General features: G+C 32.1%; 18 protein-coding genes. 8 read left to right on the top strand and 10 right to left on the bottom strand.

Features of this window, described 5'->3' with window-relative positions:
* Nucleotide 1: 1 nt before the first annotated feature.
* The 4 genes from sprC to ACHRVL_RS03440 form a co-directional block, all read right to left on the bottom strand.
* Nucleotides 2-1,447, bottom strand: a complete 1,446-nt coding sequence (gene sprC, locus ACHRVL_RS03455; RefSeq protein ID WP_395410331.1) for a gliding motility protein SprC — start codon at nt 1,445-1,447, stop codon at nt 2-4.
* On the bottom strand, nt 1,444-1,857 hold the full coding sequence (locus ACHRVL_RS03450; RefSeq protein WP_395410329.1) for a hypothetical protein: 414 nt from the start codon (nt 1,855-1,857) through the stop codon (nt 1,444-1,446). Before ACHRVL_RS03450 ends, sprC begins: the two co-directional genes overlap by 4 nt.
* A gap of 101 nt (nt 1,858-1,958) precedes the next feature.
* Nucleotides 1,959-3,251, bottom strand: coding sequence for a hypothetical protein (locus ACHRVL_RS03445; RefSeq protein ID WP_395410326.1), 1,293 nt, complete (start codon nt 3,249-3,251; stop codon nt 1,959-1,961).
* A 188-nt stretch (nt 3,252-3,439) separates the two neighbouring features.
* Nucleotides 3,440-3,892: a hypothetical protein gene (locus ACHRVL_RS03440; RefSeq protein WP_395410324.1), complete on the bottom strand. Its 453-nt coding sequence runs from the start codon at nt 3,890-3,892 to the stop codon at nt 3,440-3,442.
* Nucleotides 3,893-4,328: 436 nt separating this feature from the next.
* Here ACHRVL_RS03440 and ACHRVL_RS03435 point away from each other — a divergent pair, with 436 nt between their 5' ends.
* The 5 genes from ACHRVL_RS03435 to ACHRVL_RS03415 all read left to right on the top strand — a co-directional run bounded on the left by ACHRVL_RS03435 (nt 4,329) and on the right by ACHRVL_RS03415 (nt 8,372).
* Nucleotides 4,329-5,477: an ATP-binding protein gene (locus ACHRVL_RS03435; protein WP_395410322.1), complete on the top strand. Its 1,149-nt coding sequence runs from the start codon at nt 4,329-4,331 to the stop codon at nt 5,475-5,477.
* Nucleotides 5,478-5,484: 7 nt separating this feature from the next.
* On the top strand, nt 5,485-5,868 hold the full coding sequence (locus ACHRVL_RS03430; protein WP_395410320.1) for a DoxX family protein: 384 nt from the start codon (nt 5,485-5,487) through the stop codon (nt 5,866-5,868).
* A gap of 87 nt (nt 5,869-5,955) precedes the next feature.
* Nucleotides 5,956-6,465, top strand: a complete 510-nt coding sequence (locus ACHRVL_RS03425) for an acyl-CoA thioesterase (protein WP_395410318.1) — start codon at nt 5,956-5,958, stop codon at nt 6,463-6,465.
* Nucleotides 6,466-6,629: 164 nt separating this feature from the next.
* On the top strand, nt 6,630-7,637 hold the full coding sequence (gene recA / locus ACHRVL_RS03420; RefSeq protein ID WP_089053501.1) for a recombinase RecA: 1,008 nt from the start codon (nt 6,630-6,632) through the stop codon (nt 7,635-7,637).
* A 105-nt stretch (nt 7,638-7,742) separates the two neighbouring features.
* Nucleotides 7,743-8,372, top strand: a complete 630-nt coding sequence (locus ACHRVL_RS03415) for a hypothetical protein (protein ID WP_395410317.1) — start codon at nt 7,743-7,745, stop codon at nt 8,370-8,372.
* 545 nt (nt 8,373-8,917) lie between these two features.
* Here the strand turns inward: ACHRVL_RS03415 and ACHRVL_RS03410 are convergent.
* Nucleotides 8,918-9,673 (bottom strand): lysophospholipid acyltransferase family protein, encoded by a 756-nt coding sequence (locus ACHRVL_RS03410; RefSeq protein ID WP_395410315.1) that lies wholly within the window; start codon nt 9,671-9,673, stop codon nt 8,918-8,920.
* A 205-nt stretch (nt 9,674-9,878) separates the two neighbouring features.
* On the opposite strand from ACHRVL_RS03410, the gene trpS reads away from it, so the two are divergent.
* Together trpS and ACHRVL_RS03400 are read left to right on the top strand one after the other, a co-directional pair.
* Entirely contained in the window at nt 9,879-10,853 is a 975-nt protein-coding gene (gene trpS / locus ACHRVL_RS03405) for a tryptophan--tRNA ligase (protein ID WP_395410314.1), read from the top strand.
* Between the two features lie 145 nt (nt 10,854-10,998).
* Nucleotides 10,999-11,709 (top strand): hypothetical protein, encoded by a 711-nt coding sequence (locus ACHRVL_RS03400; RefSeq protein ID WP_395410313.1) that lies wholly within the window; start codon nt 10,999-11,001, stop codon nt 11,707-11,709.
* 91 nt (nt 11,710-11,800) lie between these two features.
* Here the strand turns inward: ACHRVL_RS03400 and dprA are convergent, their stop codons facing one another.
* On the bottom strand, nt 11,801-12,901 hold the full coding sequence (gene dprA, locus ACHRVL_RS03395) for a DNA-processing protein DprA (protein WP_395410311.1): 1,101 nt from the start codon (nt 12,899-12,901) through the stop codon (nt 11,801-11,803).
* 238 nt (nt 12,902-13,139) lie between these two features.
* Between dprA and ACHRVL_RS03390 the strand changes: the two genes are divergently transcribed.
* Entirely contained in the window at nt 13,140-14,102 is a 963-nt protein-coding gene (locus tag ACHRVL_RS03390) for an SPOR domain-containing protein (RefSeq protein ID WP_395410309.1), read from the top strand.
* A 41-nt stretch (nt 14,103-14,143) separates the two neighbouring features.
* Here ACHRVL_RS03390 and ACHRVL_RS03385 read toward each other — a convergent pair whose 3' ends face one another.
* The 4 genes from ACHRVL_RS03385 to ACHRVL_RS03370 all read right to left on the bottom strand — a co-directional run bounded on the left by ACHRVL_RS03385 (nt 14,144) and on the right by ACHRVL_RS03370 (nt 19,018).
* Nucleotides 14,144-14,905 (bottom strand): hypothetical protein, encoded by a 762-nt coding sequence (locus ACHRVL_RS03385; RefSeq protein ID WP_395410307.1) that lies wholly within the window; start codon nt 14,903-14,905, stop codon nt 14,144-14,146.
* Nucleotides 14,906-14,964: 59 nt separating this feature from the next.
* On the bottom strand, nt 14,965-17,244 hold the full coding sequence (locus ACHRVL_RS03380; protein WP_395410305.1) for a helix-turn-helix domain-containing protein: 2,280 nt from the start codon (nt 17,242-17,244) through the stop codon (nt 14,965-14,967).
* Nucleotides 17,245-17,347: 103 nt separating this feature from the next.
* Nucleotides 17,348-17,923, bottom strand: coding sequence for an OmpH family outer membrane protein (locus tag ACHRVL_RS03375; protein WP_089053508.1), 576 nt, complete (start codon nt 17,921-17,923; stop codon nt 17,348-17,350).
* Nucleotides 17,924-18,169: 246 nt separating this feature from the next.
* Complete coding sequence (locus ACHRVL_RS03370) at nt 18,170-19,018, bottom strand: class I SAM-dependent methyltransferase (protein ID WP_395410303.1); 849 nt, start codon at nt 19,016-19,018, stop codon at nt 18,170-18,172.
* Nucleotides 19,019-19,275: the final 257 nt, after the last annotated feature.

Raw genomic sequence — 19,275 nt, 5'->3', positions numbered from 1 at the left:
CTTATTTAATCACAGTTATTGATCCTTTTTTTTCACCGGTGTCTGATTGAATGACATAGTAATATACTGGATTTACATTTTTAAAATCTATTGCTGTCTGCGGCCAATCACCTTGATAGTTGTAAACATCAAGAACTTTTTCGCCGTTTGAACTTAGAATAATTACTTTAGTATTTGCGTTTTTGTAAGCATCTGGAATATTCCAATACGGATTTGCACTGCTTAGCCTAAGTATATTTTGAATCACTGTAGAAGGTGCTGATGGGCCTGTAACTTTAAAACTAAACTCTTGAGATGATATACATCCTGTTGTCTGCGAAATTTTTGCTTTATAATTACCTGGTGCAGCTACCAAGTATGATCTTGATGTCGCTCCTGCAATTACATTTCCATTTAATGACCACTCAAACTCAGGATTAGCAGCATCTGTAGTAAGACTGACATTAACAGTTTCGCCTTCATTAAGAGAAGTAGTATCTGCAACATCTATACTTGCTGTAAATCCGTTACTTTTAAGATCAATAGATCCTGAAGCACTGCAGCCTCCAAAATCAACATCAACTGAATAAATACCGGATTCATTTGTCGCATAAGAACGACCTACAGCATCTTTTATAGCAACTCCATTCTTTTTCCATTGATACTTGTTTCCTGCGGTTGCTGTTAAAATTGTACCAGTACCATTTGCACAGAAAGGATTTCCTAAATTTGAATCGATTGTAACAGCAGAACCTGATCCAGAGCCAGATGAAGTAACTGTTACACGATTAGAACTATAGTTAACATCAGAACATAAACCATAATCAATCTCGACGTAGTACTTTCCAGCAGAATTTACAACTAGATCCTTAGAACTTTGTCCTGCAATTGCAACATCATCCTTATACCATTTGTATTTAAGCTTTGGGAAATTTAATGGTGATGAACCAGGAACAGTTGGTGTATCATTATTAATTGAAAGTGTAATACTGCCGCCTGCACAAAACATTGCAGTATCATTTTTATTATTAATAAAAAAAGCTCCTTCATACTCTTTGTAGTAAGCAGGGAATGAAGTATTGCTCAATGAGCTTTTAAACTTTGGGCTTATAACACCTGTAGAGCTCTTGACTCTTAAACCATAAGAATCAGAACCAGCTAAATTAGTTGGTACAGCGTATTTTATAGTTTGCTGTGTAGCAGAAATATCAAAAGGCTGTATTAAAGTTGTTGCAATAGGATTGTTTGACCCATCTAAAAGTTCTACAACAAAAGTAGTTCCAGCAGGAAAATCAATATAACTAAATGTCGCATTAAATTCATTAAACGAGCTACCTGCACAAAGTTTTTCTAACCCATCAAAGGACTGTGGAACAATAGTCTGCCCATAAGAACTCGATTTAGTAAATAGAATTATGCTAAATAAAATAAGTAATCTGGTAAAAGAAAAAGTAATTTTTTGAATCATATAGTACGCGTTCTAGATAAGTCTATACGTTCAAAAAATAAGATGTCTATGAATGTTTCTGAAAAATCATATTTATAGTTCTCAATAATATCTTTTGCAAGAATTGAAGTTGCACTAATTAATGAATTTTCATTACAGTCTGCACTTAGATCTTTCATTTCAGTTGCAATAGTAAGGCTGTCCTTGGGGGTGGACAGCCCTGCTATAAACTGATTAGAATTCTCTAATTGACTGATCCTTTTAGCAGGATCATTTTTTTGGTTTGTCGCTTTAAACGAAGTCAAACTACACTGTGCTTCAACAGAAACTATAGCTTCTGATGTTGCAGCACTTTGTGCATATAGACTTAACGATATAGGCGAAAACAAAAATATTGTATATAAAAAATACTTTTTTGTAGATTGAGCCATTATGTCTTGATCTTTATTTGGTCCGGTTGAGACGATACATAAATTGTGTCTGGGGACTTTATTAATAAAATTTACGCGTTGAAATAAAAATCGAAATCTATTTATCTATTGCCGCTTGAAGCTGTGATTTTTCCTAGTTGTAATCTAAAATCTGGTTTTTTAGCGTTGAAAATATCAATAAATGTTTCTTTGTTGCTGCTTTGAGAATAAACGTTAAAAAACACGCTGTTTCCATACCAGCTCTCTAAATCTTCATTGTTAGAATTGTACTCTGTAAAGATATTTCCTTTACATAGGTTGAAGTACATTTCTTCAAATTTGATTTTTTTAAGGTTAGCATCATTGATCTCTGTTTTACTGTCTAACAATACAGCAGGATTAAATCCAGAGATTACACTTCTTTTCATTTCAAGAGAAGCATTTTCAGCCACATAAACAGCCTCTTTTACTAAACCTGATTGAATATCAGCATTGATGTTTTCGCTGTCGTTAAGCATTGTGATGTTTGTAGCAACAACAAGAGTTTGTTTTTTAGTAAAATCTGTTTCACTTTTCTTTTCATATGATTTTACTTCCATGCAACGAGATCCGTCTTTGTTACTAGATAAATAAGATGATCTAACAGCTAATGAATTGTATAAACGACATTGAACTCCTTGAGTAAATTTATAATCGTCGTTGATTGATTTATAAGAAACAAATTTTGTAGCATTTACATCACCTCCAAAAAAAGCAAATGAATCTCCTCCAGAGTAACTTACCATTACATTTTCTAAGATTGTTTTATTACCAACTCCAGCGATAGTCAATCCGTTGAAAGTATCAACACCTTTCACTTTTTTTCCAGCAAATTCGATTCTAACAAATCGCATAATACCAGAATTTGAAGCTGTATTATCACCTCCATAAGTAGTAAGAGTTGGGTCTAAGTCTAGGTTATAAGAACCTACATTTCCAAATTTATTAATTGGAGCATCTCCAAGAATAACTACTCCACCCCAGTCTCCTGCTTTTTTCAGGCTTCTGTTAGAAGTAAACACAATTGGATCAGTTTCTAAACCATCAGCCATAATTTGTGCACCTTTAGTAACTACCAATGTTCCTTTTGTTTCAAAATCACCAATAATTAAAGTTCCTGGTTCAATTGTTAAAACTGCATTATTAGTAACATACACGTTACCTTGCAAAACATAAATATTCCTTTTCAGCAATTTTGTGTTAACAGAAATATTTCCTGCTAAAATTTGGTTTGCTTCTCCGTAATCTACTTTGTTAGGCTTAAATTCGGTCCAGTTGTTTAACCAATTGGTGTAGCCCATAATTCCTTTCTCTTGTTGAGCACTCATACTTGTGACTGTCAAAAAGATACAGATCAATAGAGTAATTTTTTTCATGATAAGGGGGGGTATTGGGGGTTAATAATAATTTGGGTATGCGTAAATGAAAAAACTCATCTCGAGATTTTCTGGTGGTATTCAGAACACATCGAGAACGAGTTAATTTTCTTTTTTCTTTTAAAATACTGTGAGAGTTTAAAGCTGTTCACGCATCAAAAAAGAGATTTAAAATATTTTTATAAAAATTACATTTCGTTCAAATCGTTGAATTCGTGTAAAGATTTCAATGTACTTTCGTAAAATAAAATAGCTGCGATTAAGTTTCCTTTATCTGAATATGGCATCATTTTTCTTTGAAATTCTACTGTAGTATCTAAGAAATTTGATGTACCAACAGCCTGAGCATCTAAAACTTTTTTGTGTTCATTATCGTCTGGAATACCTAAGTCTGCCATTGTAACACCCGGTTTTGTAACCAACGCAATATAAGGGAGAGTTTTTACTAATACTTTAATTCGCTCAATGTATAATTCTAACAATTCCCCTTTTTGCATACCACTCAATTCTTTTTGATCGTGATATTTACGAATAAGAGCTGTCGTACTAATTATACTTCTTGGAGCGTTCTTTGCCTGAGCTGAAGCAACAGCAGTTGTCAAGATAAAAAATGCACTTAATAAAATAATTTTCCCTTTCATAAATTCTTATTAAATAATTGGTTGTTGATGAAAACAAAAATATAGAAATTAACTTAAATTGCAACTTTATTGATTTGTTTTTTCAAAAAAAAAGCTTAAAAAAAGCTTAAAAACCAGCGTTATGTCGAGAAAATGTGCGTTTTAACGTGCTTTCTGTTAAAATTGTTAAAATCCAAACCGTAAGATTTAAGCCATAAAACCTAGAGTAAAATCTACTCTAAATAACCAAAAAAAGCATACGATTGTCGTTTTTTCAAAAAAAATATTAACAAAAAAGTCTTTATATTTACTAACATGAACAATTTTATTAACAAAAGTTCGTTAGCAAACCGCAAATATTTCTATAAAAATCCATCAGAATCTCATAAATTAAAGCTGCCGTATAAACTTTATCTGGAAAATTTTTGACTACATCATTTTCTTCTATCTTTGCCTCATGCAATTTTCACAAATTTTAGGTCAGGATTACATCAAAAGCCATTTAATAAAAAGCGCATCTTCTGGACGAATTCCGCATGCTCAATTATTCATCGGCCCTGAAGGAAGCGGTACGTTATCGACTGCAATTGCTTATGCGCAGTATATTTTGTGTAATAACACTGGGAACGAAAATGAAAACGGGAACGATTCCTGCAACTTAAAATTTCAAAACATCTCGCATCCCGATCTGCATTTTATTTACCCAACGGTTACTACCGAAGATGTAAAAACAAAACCAAAAAGCTTAGATTTTATTCAAGATTGGCGAACTTTCATTCACGAAATGCCATACGGCGGTTTATTTGACTGGTATAAAATTCTTGGTGTTCAAAACAAACAAGGAGAAATAAGAGTCGAAGATGCACAGGAAGTTTTAAAATCACTTTCGCTAAAATCATACGAAGGCGGTTATAAAATTATGATTATCTGGATGGCAGATAAGATGAATATTGCGGCTTCAAACAAGCTGTTAAAGCTTCTAGAAGAACCTTCAGACAAAACAATTTTTATCTTAATTTCTGAAAACGAAGAAGATATTATACAAACCATACGTTCTCGTTGTCAAGTAATTCACTTTAACGGACTTCCTGAAAAAGTAATTGCCGAAGCTTTAATTTCAAAAGAAAATCTCGACGAAAAATCAGCTTTTAAAATTGCACATCAAGCGCAGGGAAATTTCAATAAAGCACTTCATCTCCTCAAAGAAGATGACTCTGAATATCCATTTGAACAATGGTTTGTCAATTGGGTTCGCGCCGCTTTTAGAGCAAAAGGAAATGCTGCGGCAATTCAAGATTTAATTTCCTGGAGCGAAGAAATTGCAGGACTTGGACGCGAAAGCCAAAAGAAATTTATTCAGTTTTGTATTGAAATGTTTCGTCAAGCACTTTTACTTAACTATCAGGCTCCAACTTTGGTTTATATTGAACCTAAAGTAGACAAATTTAAATTGGAGAATTTTGCGCCTTTTGTAAACGGCAATAATATTCATGAAATTTTCAAAGAACTTTCAGATGCGATGTATCACATTGAAAGAAACGGAAATGCAAAAATAATCTTAACCGATTTATCTATAAAACTGACTCGTTTAATTCACAAAAAATAATTTTCAGATGAATAATGCCGCCTCTATTTTATTACTAGCATTTTTAGCCATAACTTTTTTACAATCAGGTTATGAAAAGATTTTTTATTGGAAAGATAATGTTGAATGGCTTAAAGGTCATTTTGCCAAAACACCTCTAAAAAATCAAGTTCCTCTTGCCTTATTTCATTTATTACTATTAGAATTAATTTCTGGTGTTTTATGTGTAGTTGGAGCAATTCAATTATTAACAAACAGCGGCCGAGAATATGGCTTTTATGGCGCTATTTTCTCTTGTATTTGTTTGTTAATGATGCTTTTCGGACAGCGATTAGCAAAAGATTATGATGGTGCAAGAACCATCGTAATTTATTTTATTCCTGCTGTAATGGCAGTTTATTGGTTGAATTAATCGACCGCAATTTTTAAAAAAATAAGCCCAATTTAAAAGGTTTTTTAATCTGAAAACGGTGGCAAGAAAATAAAATTTTATCAAAAAATGAATGCAAAACATCCTTCAGAATCCCTAACTATTTTAACCGATTTAGTTTTACCAAGTGAAACAAATCCTTTAAACAATCTATTTGGCGGCGAATTACTTGCCCGTATGGATCGTGCAGCAAGTATTGCGGCACGCAGACATTCTCGCCGAATTGTAGTAACGGCATCTGTAAATCACGTTGCTTTCAATAGAGCTATTTCATTAGGAAGTGTTGTAACTGTTGAAGCAAAAGTATCAAGATCTTTCAAGAGTTCTATGGAGGTTTTTATAGATGTTTGGGTAGAAGATCGTGAATCTGGCAGCAGAACAAAAGCAAACGAAGCCATTTATACTTTTGTTGCTGTTGATGATACAGGAAGACCTGTTGAAGTACCGCCAATCGTACCAGAAACCGAACTTGAAATACAACGATTTGATGCGGCTTTGCGTCGTAAACAACTGAGTTTAGTTCTTGCTGGAAAAATGAAACCGTCTGATGCCACAGAATTAAAGGCTTTATTTTTATAATAAAATTTGTTACAATTTGTGACAATCTGAGTCACTCAAACTTCAAAAAAAAGAAGTATTTTTACCAAATTACAAGCCTAAAAAAATAAAAATCAGGACGCCGTTTACTCTTTTTGATTTTTATTAAAAAGAAACAAAATAACAATTTTAGACAAAAGAAAAAGATGAGTTCAGACAAAGAAGCCAAATTAAAAGCGCTGCAATTAACGCTTGATAAACTTGACAAAACCTACGGAAAAGGAACCGTAATGAAAATGGGCGATAAAGCCATCGTGGAGGTAGAAACGATTTCTTCTGGCTCACTTGGTGTTGATTTAGCTCTTGGAGTTAATGGGTATCCAAAAGGAAGAATTATTGAAATATACGGGCCAGAATCTTCTGGTAAGACTACTTTAACATTACATGCAATTGCCGAAGCTCAAAAAGCGGGCGGAATTGCTGCTTTTATAGATGCTGAACATGCTTTTGATAGAAACTATGCTGAAAAATTAGGTGTAGATATCGAAAACCTAATCATCTCACAACCAGACAACGGAGAGCAGGCTTTAGAAATTGCCGAAAATTTAATTCGTTCTGGAGCTATAGACATAGTTGTTATTGACTCTGTTGCAGCCTTAACTCCAAAAAGTGAAATTGAAGGTGAAATGGGAGATTCGAAAATGGGTCTTCACGCACGTTTAATGTCGCAGGCTTTAAGAAAATTAACTGGAACAATCAGTAAAACAAACTGTACTGTTTTCTTCATCAACCAGCTGCGTGAAAAAATTGGTGTAATGTTCGGGAATCCTGAAACTACAACTGGTGGTAACGCTTTAAAATTCTATGCTTCAGTTCGTTTAGATATTCGTCGTTCTTCTCAAATTAAAGACGGTGAGAACGTTATTGGAAACAGAACTAAAGTTAAAATCGTCAAAAACAAAGTAGCTCCGCCTTTTAAAACTGCCGAATTCGACATTATGTACGGAGAAGGTGTTTCTAAAACTGGTGAAATTCTTGACTTAGCGGTTGAATTTGAAATCGTTAAAAAAGCTGGATCTTGGTTTAGTTACGGAGACACAAAATTAGGACAAGGACGCGATGCTGTAAAAGCCTTAATTAAAGATAATCCAGAACTAGCTGATGAATTAGAAGTAAAAATTAAAGCGCATATCAAAGAATTAGCAAACGCTTAAATAATTAAAAATCTGTAATTTAAAGATTTAATAAATACCACCCGACGAGTTAACTTGTCGGGTTTTTTATTTATAAAACAAATTATATACTTAATCTAACTAACTATGCTAAACAACATCCACAAATTTTTTGATAATTTTAATACCCTCTTTTATTGGTTATTAATACTCACAACTTGGTTGCTTGCGGGAGATATTTCGGGAAATTTATTCTTAAACAAACCACTAAGCATTATTCTAGAAACAGTAAAAATTGATGATTTACTAGTCATTTTTGTATCTCAAATTGTATTTATTCTAACCTCTTTGATTATTTATGAAATGATAAAAATTACAGCCTTACTTATCTCAAAAAATTCACCAGAAAACACTAAAGATGATATTTCTAGGGAATTCATGAGCTATGATGAATTAATTAATACAGCAGTAAAAAATAACAATCAAACAATGTATAATTATTCTAAAGATTTTCAGAATGAAATTAAGCACTTTCAAAATCAAAAACATTTATGTTTTACCATTATTCTATTGATAATCATAAGTTTGTTTCTTGAAAAAAGCATTATAAATATAATTTCGGAAAATTTTAATAATTATAGTTTCTCGAAAAGAACATTTCTATCTTTAATTATAGTTTTTGATCTTCTTGGACTATTGTTTTTCTTTACCAAAAACATGAAAATATCAGTTATTAGACGTAAAAATCAAGATTCTTCGGGTTTCGATAAGTTATGAAATAACTAAAAAAGAATAGTTTACGGCTTCTCAATTAAAACCCGACACACTTATAAACCTTTCCGTTTTTTTATTTTCAAAAAAAACAAAAAAACAACGCAACCATTTTCAAATAAACTCATCTAATAAATAAAATTAATATTGGGGCAGGTATTTGCCATAAATACCTATTCAATGGTTTTTAGAATAAATTTGGTTGGTTAAGGTACAAATCCGTTAGTTTTAGGCTGACGGATTTTATCCTTTTTGTTTTTTTTCATTCCTTCACGCAACCTTTTTCATTTTTTACTATCTACTATTATGTGACGTTAACTGAGTTTTAAACTCTTTATTACCAACCTTATAATATTTTAACCATGAAAGAGAAAATAGAAGTGTTGTACAGTAAAAACCGAAAAAAAACCAAATTGAAATTTAAAAAAGTGCTCCGTTTTATCTCAGAAAAAATAATTCATAGATAAACTTCTTTAAATACAAAAGGACGTTTTTAATTCAAAAAGAAAACCCGATATTCTTAAAGCTGGAATATCGGGTTTTGTATATATTTATTTCTTAGAATCTTTTTTATCAAACTCTAACAGTTCCTTATAAATCAATTGTCTGACTTTATCTCTGAGCTCTTTTCGGTTTTCAGAAGTCAGTCCGCTTGTTTCAACAAAAGGCAAAACTTTTACTCTCATTTTTCCTGGACTCCCGCTAAAAAAAGTATACGAAAAACGTTCTTTATTGTCAGGATAAACGATTGGAACAATCGGAATTTGATGGTCAATAGCCAGTCTAAAAGCACCGTCTTTAAACTCATCCAGTAAAACACTTTCGTCATCTGGAACACCGCCTTCAGGAAAAATACAAATACTTAAACCTTGATTTAAACGACTCTGAGCACGTTTAAAAACCTCATTTTTGCTTCGAGAAGAATTTCTGTCTACTAAAATACAAGTTCTTTTATAGAAAAAACCAAACAACGGAATTTTTACAAGCTCTTTTTTTCCCACAAAAACAAAAGGATTTTTTATGATCGCAAGCGTCAGCATGATATCTGTCATCGAAGTATGATTAGCAACAATCATGTAGCTTTTGTGCTTAATGAGTTTCTGTTCACGTTTTACTTTGTAATAAAACCCCATGCCGTAAAGAATGAATTTAGCCCAAATGCGGGCCATTTTAAAGAAATAGGGATAACCTTTCTCTGAGAGAATAGAAATCACTAAAAACGGCAGCATAATCACTATCGGAATGGCCATTAAAACATAAAACCAAATACGCCATAAAATCCAAAAAACAATTTTAAATCCTTTCATGGTTTCAAATGTAAGAAAACAGAAGTGAATTTAGATTTTTAGAGTATTAGATTTTTAGAATATTAGACTTTTCTAAAAAATAAAACTTTAAAATAGCCCATATCTTCAATAAACTTTGCGGACATTGCGAAAAACTTTGCGAACTTTGCGGTTAAAAAAAATAAACTTGCAATCTTTGTGGTTGAAAGAATAAGAAAAAACTAGAATGGCAAAAATACTTACTGGTGTTCAGAGTACTGGAACGCCACACTTAGGCAATTTATTGGGAGCGATTATCCCTGCAGTTGAGTTATCGAATAATCCAGCAAACGAATCTTATTTGTTTATAGCTGATTTACATTCAATTACACAAATTAAAGATGGTAAAACTTTAAGAGAAAACACATATAGTACTGCAGCAGCTTGGCTTGCCTGCGGTTTAAATCCTGATAAAGTTACCTTTTACAGACAATCTGATGTGACTCAAACAACTGAATTGACTTGGTATTTAAGCTGTTTTTTTCCTTTTCAACGTTTAACTTTAGCACATTCTTTTAAAGACAAAGCAGATCGTTTAGATGATGTAAACGCTGGACTTTTTACATATCCGATGTTAATGGCGGCTGATATTTTACTTTATGATGCAGAATTTGTTCCAGTTGGAAAAGATCAGATGCAGCATTTAGAAATCACTCGCGACGTTGCTTCTCGTTTCAATCATCAAATGGGAGAAACATTTGTTATTCCAGAAGTTAAAATTCAAGAAAACAGTATGTTAATTCCTGGAACAAATGGCGGAAAAATGAGTAAATCTGCTAATAACATCATCAATATTTTCCTTGATGATAAAGTTTTACGCAAACAAGTTATGAGTATTGAAACCGACAGTACTCCGCTTGAAGATCCTAAAAATCCAGATACTTGTAATGCCTTTGCAATCTATTCGTTATTAGGAACAGAAGAACAAATTGCCGAAATGAGAGCCAATTATTTAGGCGGAAACTACGGTTATGGTCATGCCAAACAAGCTTTGTTTGAATTGATTACAGAAAAATTCAAAACAGAAAGAGAAAAATACAATTACTACATAAACAATCTTGATGAAGTTGATGCGCTATTGAAAAAAGGCGCTGCAAAAGCTTCTGTTATTGCTGATGGCGTTTTGGCCAAAGTAAGAGATGTTCTTGGGTTTCAAAAATAATTTATCAAGCCCGACAGGTTTTAAAAACCTGTCGCGCTGATTTAATTTAAAAACTCACAAAAAAATTGCGTAAATAACTAGACCAAAAAATCATTGTAACCATAAAAATACAAGTCATGATGACAGAAATTAAAAAGAAGCAATCATGATAAAAAAAATTACAACATTATTTCTCTTTTTGTTTTTATTAAATAGTTGCAGTGTTATGCAAAAGACTGCAAAAAAAGAATTGATAGACGATTATTATACTCAGAAAACAAATAAGGAAAAACAACAAGTATACGCTGATATAATTGATGATACAGTACGTATTTACGCAACAAAACAAATTAAAAACGTTTTAAAAGTAGATACTACACAAACACCGAAAGTATTTTTACCATTGCAAAACAACAAAGACAATTTGGGGTTTTTACTTTCGAAAACAAGTTTAGACATAGATTTTCTAACAATTCCTTTAAAATATAGATTTTCTAAAAAAAATGTTCAACCTCAGTTAAATACAAATCTTAATGGAGCTTTATATTTAGGGTATAGAACAGATCGATATTTTATAACTTATAAATCAAATCCCTTACAAAAATCTGAAAGAAAAACTACTCATATTGGATATTCAGTCGGCATTTTTTCAGGATTTGGTAATACCTTAATGTCGCCTACTAATACAAATGATAAGTTACTGCAAGAATATGACGGTTTAATTTGGAGCAAAGGAATAGCAGCTATATTTGGTGTCAATAGTTTTACCGTAGGCCTTTCTATTGGTTATGACAACTTAATGGATCGCAACAAAAATATTTGGATTTACGAAAACGAACCTTGGTTAGGATTAGCTTTTGGATTAAACTTGAATTAAAAGTTATCTAAACCAGCTAAAATTCTACCAAATAACTATCCATAATTTTACTACTCAAAATATAAATTTACAAAACATCGATTTTAATTTTTCAAACAGCTTCAAACAATTTACCAGGCAAAGGCCTTACTACGCCTTTAAGTTCCATGTTTAAAAGCGTTCCAGATAATCTAAATAGTGGCAGATCACATTCGATCGCAATTATATCCAGCAATTCCTTACCATTTTTAAGCAAGAAGTCATAAATCCTCTGTTCACAATCATCTAAATCTACAAACAATTGTTTTTGTACTGTTTTTGGCTTGTTTTCGACGTCCCAGTTCAAAATATAAACCAAATCGGCAGCAGAGGTTAAAACGTTTGCTTTTTGCGTTTTTATGAGGTTATTACAGCCTTGACTGTATTTATCAGTTACACGTCCTGGAACAGCAAATACATCTCGATTATAATCGTTGGCTAAATTGGCCGTAATAAGTGATCCTCCCTTATCTGCAGATTCTATCACAATTGTAGCTTCACTCATTCCTGCAACAATGCGGTTTCGGCGAACAAAATTTTCTTTATCAGGATTTGATGAACTCCAAAATTCAGTAATAAAACCGCCATTTTCCTCCATTTTGGTCATGTACTTTTTATGTGTCTTCGGATAAACTTGGTTTAAACCGTGAGCTAAAACTCCAATTGTCTGCAAATTGTTTTCGATTGCCAACTGATGCGCCACAATATCAACACCATACGCAAACCCGCTAACAATTACAGGATCTAAAGGCACGAGATCTTCAATCAGCTTTCGACAAAATTCAGTTCCATATGATGTAATCTGACGTGTGCCTACTATGCTGATAATCTTTCTGTTTTTTAAATTTATATTACCAGAAGAAAAAATCAAAACCGGAGAATCAATACAATGCTTAAGTCTATCTGGATAATCATCATCTTGAAAAAAAGAAACTTTTAAACCATCTGCGTTTATAAATTCAAGTTCTTTACTCGCTTTTTCAAATATTGTTTTGTCTTTCAAATTTTTCATTAAAATGCTTCCAACTCCATCGATAACAGCAATTTGATTTGATTTTGCTTTAAAAACAGCTTCAGCATTTCCAAAATTAGAAAGCAGTTTTTTAGCCATTATATCCCCTACACCATCCACCTTCATTAAGGCTAATAAATAAAACAATTCTTGGTCTGACATTTTCTTAAAACATTATGTAAAATAGAAACAAAAACTAAAGCAATTTAATCGTACAAATATGAATAAAATAAAGTAATTTCCTAATAAATAATTAAATTTAACTTTTGGCGGTTTCAATAAAAAGACAACGAAAACTTTTAAATTATTGAAAACTAATTGTCTATAAAAAAAGCCGAATTGTTAATAAAAATTGTGAATAAAATTTTGATAACTATATTCATTACCTAACTTTGTTTCTATGAAAATCGAAACTTACATCGCACAGTTATTGTATCGTTATCAGTGTGTAACGGTTCCAGGGTTTGGAGCATTTTTAACCGAAATTCAATCGGCGCAGCTTAATGAAAGCACAAATTCATTTTTTCCACCAAAGAAAATGATCTCTTTCAACAGCCATCTTAAAAATAATGATGGACTATTGGCCAATCATATATCACATGCAGAAAGTACAACATATGGTTTTGCTGTAAATGCGATTGCATCTGAAGTTCAGAGTTGGAAAAAAACACTGGAAGAAAACGGAGTTATAAGTTTAAAAAACATTGGTGAAATCCGTCTTAATTCTGAAAGCAATATCATTTTTACACCAAATGATCAAACTAACTTTTTAACAACATCGTTTGGATTAAGTCCGTTTGTTTCTCCATTGATTAAAAAGGAAAATTTCGAGCAAAATCTAGAACAGCTGGAAAAAGAAAGCATTTCTTTGTATGAAAATGAAGAAGGAAGATCATCAAGAACTTTCTTAAGATATGCTGCTATTTTTGTTCTTGGTCTAGGAATTACTGGAAGTATTGGATACCCGCTTTATCAAAACCAAATTGCTGCTCAAACTCTTGTTGTAGAAGGTGTTGTTCAGAAAAAAGTTCAAAGCAAAATACAAGAAGCAACTTTTTTTATTGAAAATCCTTTACCAGCTGTAACCCTTGCAGTTGATTCGGCAAAAGTAGAAACTGCTGCAGAAAAAACAATGCCTTATCATATTATGGCCGGCGCTTTTAGAAGCGAACAAAATGCAAGAAAAGCTTACAATCAATTGATTAAAGATGGTTATGAAGCTAGAATGCTTGGAGAAAATAAACATGGCTTATTCCCTGTTTTATATGGAAGTTATGCTACCATGAATGAAGCTCAAAAAGCTCAAAAAGAAATACAAAAAGGCGAAAATCCTGATGCCTGGATACTAGTCGAAAATTTATAAAAACAAAAAAAAACTATTCTCACCGAATAGTTTTTTTTTGTTTAACGTGAAACAATTTTTGCATTTTGAGAAAGAATCACTTTATCTCCCTGATAAATTGTTAATCTTGCTGGCGGAGAATCTTTTTCACCTAAAAGAATTATAGCACATTCATAAACAAACTTATCTTTTTTAAACTCATACTGGTGATTTCCGCCACTTCCTTCTAAAACCAAATTTCCACCATATAGTATTAAATCAGGCTTTTCGGTCATTTTTTTATTAATTGACCATGACACATAACGATAATTATTCTTCCCCAGATCATCAATTCGAATTCTAAACTTAGTTGTTTCTAAAATACAGATTGGCGTTTGAAAAAATGCAATACTAGAATCCAGCTCTTTCTTTTGTGCGGCAATTAATTTCTTTTTTAAATCTATTTCAAACTTTGATTGATAATTTACAGCCATCAAATTTCCATCGATATCCAGCCAAATACTTCCTTGATTTAGCATTAAACCTCGCCAGCCCATATCCGACCAATCTTTTTGGGCATCAGATTTAATAATTTCATTTTTTAAAACGGCATCAAATATTTCTGAATAACGTTTTAAAAATTCTTCCTTATTTTCAATATCTGGTATAGGATATTCACGCTTAAGCGGATAAGAGACACATGCAGCAAGAGCCTCTTTATTGTCGTTTTTTACATTGGTAATAAATCTATTTACAAAAACCTGCAATTCTGGTTTAATGTCTTGCGAATGAACAAAACCAATGCAAAAAAACATTAATACAACAAATACATTTACTGTTTTCATGTTCAATTTTCTTTTTAATTAATTATAAATACGGTAGTTACAATCAATTATAAAAATAGTTAATTTATGCTGGCTTTAAACATTTTAAGTTCATCCCAGCTAAATTCATCGCCATGTTTTTCTTTCAAACCATTAAGCGATTCTTCTTGATAAAACTCAAAAGCATCGCGCAGCGCAAGTATTTTATCGTAAGGAAGAACATCAGAAATATCAACTTTCTTAGTCTGTATCAATTTTACCAAATGCATTTCGACCGTTTGAACTGTCAATTTTCTAAGTCTCGCAATATCTTCAACAGAATTTTTTTCCAGCCATAGTTCGTGGGTTTCTTCTACAGTAGTCTTTTTTGGGCCTTTTTCGGCTGTTTTATCCACTTTTTTAGAACTATAACGTGTTACTGGCTCCTCGACCTGGAACATGTCTGTATTCGCCATTTTAAACTCTTCTTTGATTCTCGAAACTTTATCTGTTTTATAATTCTTTATCGCTGGCGAAGTTAATTTCTCTTTGCAAATTGTTTCACGGGAAACGACTACTTCGATCAGTAATTTTGCTTTCATCAAACGCAGAACTGCTTTTGTTTGTAAATCATCCAGCAGTGCTAATTCTTCATAAAATTCTTTTACCTTTTTAAATTTCTGAATTTCAGCCATTTTACTCAAAAGATCCGTAACTAATTTATCCATCGGTTTAAAAAAGTAATCATAAGCCGCTGTAACTCTTTCCTGCACAAATAATAAATCAACAGTTTCTTTACTGAATATTTTATTAAGCTGCTGTACAAATTTTTCTGACGGATTAATAAGAGAATCTATTGTTTCTAAACGCTTATGAGCCCATGCAGAATGTTTAGATTTTTCGGAACTGGCTGCATTTTCATTATAACTAAAACGATGATTACGCCATTCTTGCGCTAAATCTGCCCAATTAAAACTATTAATCAAATAGTTATGAATAAAATTTTTAGTTTCAAAATGAAGAGAATTCTTCAAAACATCTTCTGTTGCTTTGTTCAAAGAATAATCCATCACATCCTGATCGTTGGAAAGACCATTCATTTGTATCGGAGAAAGCAAAATAAGCCCATTTAAGGACGTTAATCGCGATAATGCTACATATGCTTGTCCAGGCAGAAAAACTTGCGATACATCAAGCGCTGCTTTCTCAAAAGTTAATCCCTGACTTTTATGCACGGTAATTGCCCAAGCCAATTTTAAAGGATAATGTGCAAATGTGCCTAAAACTTCTTCTTCAATTTCTTTTGTGAGTTCGTTTACTTTGTATCGAATATTTTTCCATTCGTACTTTTCAACTTCAATAGTTTTGTTTTCCTCTGGAAAATGAACAAAGATTTCTTCGGGCGAAAGTGACTTTATAACGCCCATTTTTCCATTGAAATAACGTTTTTCAAAAGACAAATCATTCTTAACAAACATTACCTGTGCTCCCACTTTAAGTTTTAGAGTTTCTTCTACAGGAAATATTTTTTCAGGAAAATCTCCAACTACAAAAGGCCGATAGGTAAACTCATTTCCTGATAAATCACTGATTGCCTGCTCGTTAATAGTATCTGCCTTTGCATTATGTGTTGTAAGTGTTATAAAACCAGGATTGTTTTTTAAATCAAAATCAGGCTTAACATATTGATTTAGAACTTGTACATCTTCTTTTGTAATTTGATTATTACGCAGATTATTTAAAACCGAAATAAAAACATCATCACTTTGACGATAAATTTTAGATAATTCAATATATAATGGCGGATTCTGTGTAATAACGTGAGAATGAAAAAAGAATTTTCCTTTGTAATAATTGCGAAGTGTGCGCCATTCTTCATCTCGAATTACAGGCGGTAATTGCAGTAAATCTCCAATAAAAAGTACTTGAACTCCACCAAAAGCCTTGGTATTTTTACGAACTGTCTGCATCATAAAATCGATAGCATCCAGTAAATCAGCCCGTAACATACTTACTTCATCAATAATCAACAATTCCATATTCCGAATCACGTTTCGCTTAACGTTATTCATCTTAAAATGTCTTCGCAGAGATTCTTTATTTTCAAACTTTACCGTTTCTGTAAACTGAGAACTTTCTTGATAAGTGGGCAAGAAAGCCGAAAACGGCAGTTGAAACATGGAATGAATTGTTACACCGCCGGCATTAAGCGCAGCAATTCCTGTTGGAGCCACAACAACAGTGTTTTTATGTGTAGTCGCAATAATTTCGCGCAATAAAGTCGTTTTTCCTGTACCGGCTTTACCAGTTAAGAATATCGATTTTTGCGTTTGATTTATAAATTGCAAGGTGTAAGCTGCAGCTTCTGAAACGTTTTGCATTAGGCGGGTATTAAAGGTCAAAAATATCGCATTTTTACAAAAGAAAAAAACCTAAATCAACTGGTGATTTAGGTTTTTCAATTTAGTTAGTTAGTTTGGCAGTTTATTTTTTAGCCTCTTCTTTTACAGCTGGTTTATCTTCTGCTTTAGGAGATGCTTTGTATTTATCATTCAAAGCTTTAACAACTTCTTTTGTAATGTCGTACTTGTCTTCAGCATACAATATTGACGCTGCATCACCAGTACCATAGATATAAGAATATCCATTTTTCTTACCGTAATCTTTAATAAATTTTTTAACTCCGCTTACTAGAGAATCCATTTCTACACCGCTTTCTTGCTGCAATTGCTGCGATAATGCTTGTTGAGCATAACCTAATTGCTGCTCTCTTTTTTGCAATTCAGCACCTCTTTGTTGCGCCCATTGCTGACCATTAGCTTGTGCTTGACTTTGAAAATTAGCAGCGTCTTGTTTAAAACGAGTAATTTCAGCTTGAAGTTGTCTTCCCTTTTCTTCGGCTTGAGCTTTGTATTTAGCTTCAAGGTCTTTTGCTTCAGTGTACTCTTTCATTAAAACTGAAGTATCTACGTAAGCTGTTTTTACTTCCTTAACTTCGGCTGCTTTATCACATGAAACAACAAAAATTGAAAGTGCGATAATTACTAATGCTTTTTTCATTTCTAAATTTCTATTTTTTTTAAAGTATTAAAGACAAAAATATAAAAAAATAAATAGCATCCACATAAAGTTTAAAAAATGCTAAAATTTTATGATATTGGTTTTATTTATCGAGTTAAAAGCTACTATAAAATATCACTATTAAAAGTGGCTTTCATATCTTTTTCTAGAGGGATTATCTCAAAAAAGACAATACAAACCCTCAATTATCCTCTAAAAACGCCTTAAATACGCTTATTTTGCGTTTTAGTTGTTTTTTAGTACATAAATATGCGATGAATACTCTTTTGTACTTGACGCTTTTAAATTTGATCGCAATCCGATAAAAAATGCACTAATAAAATTCATTTTTCCAGTTTTGTATTTTTCTGATAAAAGACTCACATAAAATGAATCAAATTTCATTGGCAATACCTTTTCCAATTTCATGTCTACTTTTTCAAAAAGCGATTGAATCGATTTTTTTGAAAAATGCCAGAAATGAATTGGCACATCATAAGCTGCCCAAAAAGATTTGTAATATTCTGCATCAAAAGATTTGAAGTTTGGAACCGCAACAATTAATGTTCCAGTTGGTTTCAATAATCGCTTCAATTCTTGAATTTGAAGTTCTAAATTTGGCACATGTTCTAAAACATGCCACATTGTTACAATATCAAAAGAATGACTTTCGAGATCACTGATTTCATGCACAAACGAAATCCCTTTTTGAATTGCAATATTTTTTGCTCTTTCGCTCGGCTCTACTCCAACAGTTTCCCAACCATCATTTTTTGCCGTCAATAAAAAATCACCCGTTCCAGCACCAATATCCAAAATTCTTCCTTTATGAATTTGTTCAGCATTGATTAAATTTAGTTTGTTTTTTAAAGCAATATTTTTTACAAAATGATATGCTTTTTCAAACAACGAACGTTTATTGTCTGTATGCGAAATATAATCTTCGCTTTCGTAGTATCTTCCTAAATTTTCTAAATCCGGCTGCGGCGAAGTTATCAGCATATCCAGATTCTCATCATAATATAAATCGAAAATTTCTTTTGAAACAGAATGGTCTTTTACAGTAAGAAAATGTTTTTTGTTTAAAACGTCCATTTTTTAAATTAATAGTTTTTAGTAGGTGCGTATATTTTAGATAAACCGAAGTTCAGCTAAACTTAATTTAATATAATTGCAAAAGATGGACAGTTGTCCATATTTCTGCAATTGTATGTTTTTTTCTTTCTTCTTAAACGAAATCTTTTTAGAAATAGTTTCACGTGGAACAAATTTAAAATTGTCTCAAGTTTACTTTGTTTCAAGTACCAAGTTCATTTTGTTCAAAAAACAAAATTTCAGATTCCAATAATAAC

The sequence above is a fragment of the Flavobacterium sp. FlaQc-28 genome (assembly GCF_044007415.1).
GTDB lineage: Bacteria > Bacteroidota > Bacteroidia > Flavobacteriales > Flavobacteriaceae > Flavobacterium.
Note: the sequence above shows the minus strand (reverse complement) of the source record. Positions and strands in the feature narration are given on the sequence as shown.

Coding starts and splice junctions, on each gene's coding strand:
- ACHRVL_RS03390 (WP_395410309.1), top strand. CDS start 13,140: ATGAAAATCGAAACTTACATCGCACAGTTATTGTATCGTTATCAGTGT.
- ACHRVL_RS03445 (WP_395410326.1), bottom strand. CDS start 3,251: ATGAAAAAAATTACTCTATTGATCTGTATCTTTTTGACAGTCACAAGT.
- ACHRVL_RS03380 (WP_395410305.1), bottom strand. CDS start 17,244: ATGCAAAACGTTTCAGAAGCTGCAGCTTACACCTTGCAATTTATAAAT.
- ACHRVL_RS03370 (WP_395410303.1), bottom strand. CDS start 19,018: ATGGACGTTTTAAACAAAAAACATTTTCTTACTGTAAAAGACCATTCT.
- trpS (WP_395410314.1), top strand. CDS start 9,879: ATGGCAAAAATACTTACTGGTGTTCAGAGTACTGGAACGCCACACTTA.
- ACHRVL_RS03385 (WP_395410307.1), bottom strand. CDS start 14,905: ATGAAAACAGTAAATGTATTTGTTGTATTAATGTTTTTTTGCATTGGT.
- sprC (WP_395410331.1), bottom strand. CDS start 1,447: ATGATTCAAAAAATTACTTTTTCTTTTACCAGATTACTTATTTTATTT.
- recA (WP_089053501.1), top strand. CDS start 6,630: ATGAGTTCAGACAAAGAAGCCAAATTAAAAGCGCTGCAATTAACGCTT.
- ACHRVL_RS03425 (WP_395410318.1), top strand. CDS start 5,956: ATGAATGCAAAACATCCTTCAGAATCCCTAACTATTTTAACCGATTTA.
- ACHRVL_RS03410 (WP_395410315.1), bottom strand. CDS start 9,673: ATGAAAGGATTTAAAATTGTTTTTTGGATTTTATGGCGTATTTGGTTT.
- ACHRVL_RS03430 (WP_395410320.1), top strand. CDS start 5,485: ATGAATAATGCCGCCTCTATTTTATTACTAGCATTTTTAGCCATAACT.
- ACHRVL_RS03400 (WP_395410313.1), top strand. CDS start 10,999: ATGATAAAAAAAATTACAACATTATTTCTCTTTTTGTTTTTATTAAAT.
- dprA (WP_395410311.1), bottom strand. CDS start 12,901: ATGTCAGACCAAGAATTGTTTTATTTATTAGCCTTAATGAAGGTGGAT.
- ACHRVL_RS03435 (WP_395410322.1), top strand. CDS start 4,329: ATGCAATTTTCACAAATTTTAGGTCAGGATTACATCAAAAGCCATTTA.
- ACHRVL_RS03375 (WP_089053508.1), bottom strand. CDS start 17,923: ATGAAAAAAGCATTAGTAATTATCGCACTTTCAATTTTTGTTGTTTCA.
- ACHRVL_RS03415 (WP_395410317.1), top strand. CDS start 7,743: ATGCTAAACAACATCCACAAATTTTTTGATAATTTTAATACCCTCTTT.
- ACHRVL_RS03440 (WP_395410324.1), bottom strand. CDS start 3,892: ATGAAAGGGAAAATTATTTTATTAAGTGCATTTTTTATCTTGACAACT.
- ACHRVL_RS03450 (WP_395410329.1), bottom strand. CDS start 1,857: ATGGCTCAATCTACAAAAAAGTATTTTTTATATACAATATTTTTGTTT.